Annotated in this window: 6 protein-coding genes; 1 reads left to right on the top strand and 5 read right to left on the bottom strand. The window is 61.9% G+C overall.

Annotation, left to right across the window (positions count from 1 at the left end; genetic code table 11):
• The 5 genes from A7G45_RS21555 to A7G45_RS21525 form a co-directional block, all read right to left on the bottom strand.
• Positions 1-577 (bottom strand): IS3 family transposase (locus A7G45_RS21555; protein WP_260940198.1); only part of this gene is annotated, 577 nt, incomplete at its 3' end.
• Entirely contained in the window at positions 574-891 is a 318-nt protein-coding gene (locus A7G45_RS21550) for a transposase (protein WP_260932170.1), read from the bottom strand. The genes A7G45_RS21550 and A7G45_RS21555, both read right to left, overlap by 4 nt.
• A 455-nt stretch (positions 892-1,346) precedes the next feature.
• On the bottom strand, positions 1,347-2,156 hold the full coding sequence (locus A7G45_RS21535; RefSeq protein ID WP_260940196.1) for a hypothetical protein: 810 nt from the start codon (positions 2,154-2,156) through the stop codon (positions 1,347-1,349).
• 297 nt (positions 2,157-2,453) lie between these two features.
• A complete protein-coding gene (locus A7G45_RS21530) occupies positions 2,454-3,314 on the bottom strand; it encodes a hypothetical protein (RefSeq protein WP_260940195.1) in 861 nt (286 codons plus the stop codon).
• Between the two features lie 65 nt (positions 3,315-3,379).
• Positions 3,380-4,036 carry a DUF2510 domain-containing protein gene (locus A7G45_RS21525; RefSeq protein ID WP_260940194.1) on the bottom strand — a complete coding sequence of 219 codons (657 nt, stop codon included), beginning with the start codon at positions 4,034-4,036 and terminating at the stop codon, positions 3,380-3,382.
• 317 nt (positions 4,037-4,353) lie between these two features.
• Here A7G45_RS21525 and A7G45_RS21520 point away from each other — a divergent pair, with 317 nt between their 5' ends.
• Positions 4,354-5,841 (top strand): hypothetical protein, encoded by a 1,488-nt coding sequence (locus A7G45_RS21520; RefSeq protein ID WP_260940192.1) that lies wholly within the window; start codon positions 4,354-4,356, stop codon positions 5,839-5,841.
• Positions 5,842-6,000: the final 159 nt, after the last annotated feature.

Raw genomic sequence — 6,000 nt, 5'->3', positions numbered from 1 at the left:
CCCCCGCCCCGCCGCGGGTGAACACCGCCGCGTCCACCGCCTGCTCGACGAGCTCAGTGCGCATGTGGTCAGCCACCGACCAGCCCAGCACCCGTCGCGAGTGCTCGTCGCGGATCGCGCACAGGTAGGCATCGCCTTCACCGCAGGTCAGATAGGTGATGTCGGAGGTCCATACCGCATCGAGGCGGCCTTGATCGAAGACCCGGCCCACCCGGTCGGGTGGGAAAGACGCCGCCGGGTCGACGACTGTGGTTTTGACCTTGAAGGTGCGCGGGCTGATGCCTTCGATGCCCATCTCGGCCATGATCGCCGCGACGGTGTTGACCGACACCGAGACCCCAGCGGCGTGCAGGTCGGCGGTGATCCGTGGTGAACCGTAAGTGCGTCGGGATTCTTGCCAGTGGGCCAGGATCTTGACCTCGAGATCGCGGCGCCACTGCTGCCGCGGCGTGGGTTCGGTGCGTCGCTGCCGTGCTTCCCAGGCGTAATAGCCCGAGCGTGAGACGTCGAGGAGCTCGGTCAGTGTGGCGATGTCGTGGTCGGCGCACTCCGCGGCGATGAGCTCAAACCGACTCACCGATGTTGCTGTGCCGCAAAGTACGCCGATACTTTTTTCAAGAAGGCGATATCTCGGTCCTTCTCGGCCAGTTCCGCACGCAGCCGCACCAATTCGGCGCGTTCACGGGCCGTCAGATCGCCTTCTGGCGGCCCATGGCGGGCATCGCTGGCCACCCCGTCGCGGACCCTCTCCTGACGCACCCACTTGCCCAGCAGACTCTCGTGCAGGTTCAGTTCGCGGGCCACCTCCGAGACCGGCCGGCCCCTGTCAATCACCCGACGAGCAGCCTCCACCTTGAACTCCGGTGTGAACGACCGACGCGTCCGCGACATATCGACATCCTTCCAGCAGGACACCGTCCCGCTATCTCAGGTGTCCACTGAAACTGGGGAACCTCCATCGGCCTGGAAGCCGGCGCTTCTGAGGTGCTGGTCGATGACCTCTCCGTTCAGGTCAAAGCGGCGCTGTCCGGACCGGTCGAAAACCTGGCCTTCACTCGGTCGTAGCGCAAACTCGGACTACTACTGCGGATAATCCGATTTACTGTCCCTAGCTCAGATTAGTGGCGGTGTTAGTCCGAGTTAGGATACGCATGGAGCCAGCAACTGCGTGGCCACCGCACGACCGAGAAGCGCGCTCTACATCCCACCGCCCGCAGAAACCGTGCCGGCCTAGATGGACGACCTCATCGCCTATACACGTCGCAACGACATGCCGTCACTGTTGCAGGCCGCGGTCTCGCGTGCGCAGCTTGAGTCGATCCACCCGTTCACCGACGAGAATGCAGCTACGTGGCCCCATCGCCGCGCGCTACGAGAATCTGGTTCTTGATCTCCCGGTAGGCCTGCACCCGCGCCATCACCGCATCCACCGCCGAGTCCGTTGGGCCGACATCTTGAGTGGCCTCGATCCCGTACAGCATTGCGCTCAATTTCGCGTGCAGCTCGGCGCGCTGCTCGGCAACCCGGGCATCCTCACGTTCGGTGCGCAACGACTTATCGATACGCTGCGCTTCCATGGCACATTTGCCAATCAGCTCCACCCGCTCGGTCGCAGCGGTTTCCAGACTTGCAATGGTGCTCTTGGCCTCCGCCAGGATGTTTCGGTCCTCTCTCGTCGGCTTGTCCAACGCCGACAGTGTGTTCGCCACCTTGCGCAGGGCGTACGCCTTCGTGAAGTTGTCGGTAATCCCTTTGATGTCGACACTGAAGTCGACCTCACCCAACCATCCGGCGCGAGCCGCCTCGGACGCGGCAACCCGCTTCACCGCGCTCAGCGCGGATTCCAGGAGCGTGGCGTTCTGCTTGCCCAGCGTATTGACGCGTTGCTGCGCTTCCTTGCGGACCTGTTCCTCTCGTTGACGTTTGGCGGCCGCGGCCTGCGCTGCCTGCTCGACACGAGCCCGCTCCTCGGCCTCGATGCGTCGCTTCTCCGCAGCCGTGACGACCGCATAGACAATCCAGATCACGAGACTGACTGCGGTGATGACCCCGAGGAAAATCCAGACCGGCTTGGGGATCATCACGACGAGCAGAATGACGAAGAAGATGAAGCCGCCCAAGGCATTCGACCCATCAGATGAACGCTTGCTGCTCATCGGGCAGCCATGTCTGCACGGGAGTGAACTTCACTCCCAAGGCACGCGCGCTGGCCGCCGGATACCGATCGAACTGATCCAGCCATCACAGTCGTTCTCATCAACATTGTCCGCACCTGTCTCGCTCACTGGCGCTACCTGCATTCCAGGCAGCCGAACAGGATGACACAGGTCACCGACAAGTCGGCTTGCCAGGACGTGGGTGCCAACGCGATCACGACGGATCTATCAGGTCCCCGGCGTTTCTGCCCACAGCGCAATGTGCGTCGCGCCCCAACGAACGGGTGAACCGCCCGCTCACCACCACTCGTGACCACACGGCTCGCAATGCCATTTCTCGTCTTTCACGCAGCACCCGCCCATATCGAGCCACGGTGCCCATACATCCGGGCTCATGACCATGCCGTACCGAATCACTTGAGTCCGCTGGCCACCACACCGGGGACAGCCGGGATTCTGGGCGAACTGAAAATCGATGAAAGACCGGTAGTTGCCGTTGCGTATCCGGTCCCGGCATCGACGGCAGAGCACCGCCGGCCAGTCGTCTGCTGAATGCCGCAGCCAGCCGCGGTACGTCTGTCCGCTTGGGCCGTTCAACGTCCGGATCGGCGAAGGGGGCGCGGGGCGTCGCAGCGGGTCGACAGTATGCACGTGGATCTCGTCCCGCGCGTCAACACCGGTCAGGTCAATCTCCTGAGCACAGCAGTGGCATCTGCCATTGAAGGACAGCAGATTTCGTGCCGCGACCACCGATGAGTGCCCCCATCGATAGTGGATGCCTCCGCGCACCCGACTCTCGTGCAACGCGAGGATCAGTCGCTCGGCGTCGTCGTCATCGAAGCGCCACGTCTCGCACGGATCGCTGAGATCGAGCATCATTGCCAACGTGGTCAAGTCCACGAGGCTGGCCAGGTATCGCGGTGTGCCGCCCACCAGTGCCCCACCGAATCCGCCTTCGTGATCAATACGACCGAGGACCGTCAGTACCGACATCGGATCTGTCCCCAACACCAGCAGCACACAGTCGCCAGGACGTGACTCGCCGAACGCGTAGCGCCACGGCCGGTAGGGCGACTGGGGCTCGAGCAGAGTGATGACGCCGTCTTTCCAATCGGCTGCTTCGAGGACGTGCAGGCGGTGGTGAATCGTTTGCGACATGAGTCAATTATCGCAGTGGGGTATGACAATTCAGGCGTTAGGTGATTAGCTGGAGGGCTGCGTACTCATCGTCCGCCAGACCCAGAATCTCGGCTATTGCCGTGAACCCCGGTGTCCCCCGGGAATGCCGGCGGCATGTAGCCGCCATAGGTGCCGCGCGGATCGCCCTGGACGTAGAACCGGTCCTCGCGTTCGGCACGGTTGGCGATCATGTCCCGCTCGAACTGTTCCCTGCGCAGTTCAGCGTCGCGTGCTTGGGCCGACTTGAGCGTCCAGGCAGCGAACAGCGACAGCACCACCAGAGCGATCAGCACGCCGTACAGCCACGGGTGCTCGTGAGCAGTGCCCAGCAGAAACAAGCCGCCGAAGACCGCAGCCACTCCCACCGCCGGGCGCCTCCCTGGGGCACGCGCCACGGCGCCAAAGCCATTGCCTCCGTCGGCAATCGCGACCGACGAGGACGAACCTCCGCCGAAGATCGCCATCAGGACCCAGATCGGTAGCCACAGCCCGCAGGACAGGAGGGTCAGAATGGCGTGCAGCGCGTGGTTGGGTCCGCCGCCGGCTGATACTGCGACGGCCACCGCAGGCGCCGGGGCGGCAGGCGCGGTGGGGACGAAGTGTTCAGTCCAGCGCTGGCCGTCGTGGTAGCGCTGGCCGTGTTGGCCGCTGGGGTCTGGGTACCAACCCGGCGCGGGGGTCGGATAGTTGTGATTCGGCATGTCGGTTCCTCTCAGCGCATTTCAAGCAGCCGAACAGAATGACAGCGGCCACCGACAAGTCACCGACACCGACCCAGAGTATTGGCTCACACACCAAGTTCACGCCTCGAGCACGTCCCCAAAATCAGACTCTGGCCGGCGTCCCGGTAGTGGCGCTTGCCGCTCGTGCACGCGGTCGCGTCCCTTGAGCCACTGGGCTCAGTCGGTTCCGGGCGGCGGTGCCGAAGTCATGCCATACGTCTGATGCACTGGATCCACGGGCTGACGATGCATACGGTAGGCGCCACGGCGCCGTGAAGCAATTGAGGAGGCGAATCTTGTCGTCCGCCAACGTCAACGTCACAGTTCGAAGTAGTGGCGAACCAGTCGACCTGCTCAAGGATCGACCTGTCCGTATTCTCCCAACCGGTACAGCGGGCGTTGTCTACGCGGGTGAAGTCTTCCCTCTGCATTCGGGAAACACCATAGATCTCGAAGATGACCGCTATGACAAGGCCGCTTGCAAATTCTTCGTCGATGCCCGGAAAGCAATCCCATATAGCCCAGTCGCCTCTGCGACACCGACCACCACCCGGCTAGAGGTCACTGCCTGGAATATCGAGCACAATCGGTTCGGCAATTACCTCGTATTCGACGCGACCGAAAGCACGGCCGAGAGAGTCGCCCAATTGATGGACGACATTGGGCTAGGGGTAGTTCGATGGGATTCGAGCAATCGCCAATCCGTCGATGGCTATCACTACGATTGGTTCGTCCGCCTAAAGTTCTCCGGCAGCCAACAGGATGCGTACGCTGCCGTCGCAAAAGTACTAGCACCGCATAGCTCAGTGCCACCAGCTGATTACCCTGATATCGCAGGGTATTCCACATCATTTCAGACAACAGAGAAGGTAGCTGCCGAGGCTGAAGAGCTCGCTCGTTTAGCAGCTGTCGTTGAAGGGCTCTTCGCAAGTGTCGAAGAGTGGCGGAACTCGCATGGACAAGTTGTCACAAAGGTCGTTCGACTCGAACAGGAGCTTGACAAGGTACTGAGGGCTGAACGCCAACACCGGCAACAGTTGGTTGCTGAACAACGTCGTCGCATCGACGCTGAATCCACAGTCGCCTCAATGCGGACCCTTCAGGACGATCAATCCACGAGCCAGACCGCGCTCGCAGCCGCAGTGAAGGACGTTGAAGCTCTCGCTACCGAGCGCCTCCATCGCGCAGATGAAGATCGGCGCGCGGCAGAAGAACTAGCGGAGGAGGCTGAGGCAGACGCCGCCAAGAATCGAGCGCGCATTGTAGAACTCGAAGCCGAATTGACTTCGCGCAACGCGCAAATAGCGTCAACACTCGAAGAGAAACACAAACTTGCGTCCTACATAGCTGAGCTAAGCGCGGCCGACGAAGAGCGAGCAAGACTGCGCGTCGCAGGGCGGAAGCGCCAGACTGCCAACGGACGTAGCAGTGCTGACCGTTTCACTGAAGCGATTCTGCCGAACATCACGTTGTCCAATGAGGCGCTAGACACCCTGCTTTCGATAAAGAATCCGTCGAAGGTCTTCGCGGTGCTATACGAGTTGAACGGTGGAACCACGGTTCCCGCCAAGGTGTTCAAAGGCACCAATAGTCTCCGTGTGATGGAAGTGGACCGCCACCTGCACATCGGCGACGAGGGAAAGTCCTCAGACATGGGCCGCGTGTACTACTGCCGAACCGAGGGACGAGTATTGGTCCATATCCACCGAAAGCAAAGTGACAACGAGCAGCGGCAGACGGTTGAGCGCTTTGCAGCGTGGTGCCGCGAAGAACTATCGAACTGAATCTTGGCCAAGCGACGTTTGCAGGGCGGGTCAGCGTGACCCGAATATCCTTCGGACTCCTTCACACGGGGCGGCGTTAGAGGACAGTTGAGACTTGTCGACGCGGTCGGCGGCGTCGACAGTCGGGCGACGAGTGTCCCGTGCTCGCTAATGTTCCCC

Source organism: Mycolicibacterium llatzerense (genome assembly GCF_025331195.1).
Lineage (GTDB): Bacteria > Actinomycetota > Actinomycetes > Mycobacteriales > Mycobacteriaceae > Mycobacterium > Mycobacterium llatzerense.
The sequence above is the reverse complement of the archived record's forward strand: the minus strand, read 5'-3'. Positions and strand labels throughout refer to the sequence as shown.

Excerpts from the sequence above, each read along its gene's own strand:
- A7G45_RS21550 (WP_260932170.1), bottom strand. The coding sequence starts at position 891 with ATGTCGCGGACGCGTCGGTCGTTCACACCGGAGTTCAAGGTGGAGGCT.
- A7G45_RS21535 (WP_260940196.1), bottom strand. The coding sequence starts at position 2,156 with ATGAGCAGCAAGCGTTCATCTGATGGGTCGAATGCCTTGGGCGGCTTC.
- A7G45_RS21530 (WP_260940195.1), bottom strand. The coding sequence starts at position 3,314 with ATGTCGCAAACGATTCACCACCGCCTGCACGTCCTCGAAGCAGCCGAT.
- A7G45_RS21525 (WP_260940194.1), bottom strand. The coding sequence starts at position 4,036 with ATGCCGAATCACAACTATCCGACCCCCGCGCCGGGTTGGTACCCAGAC.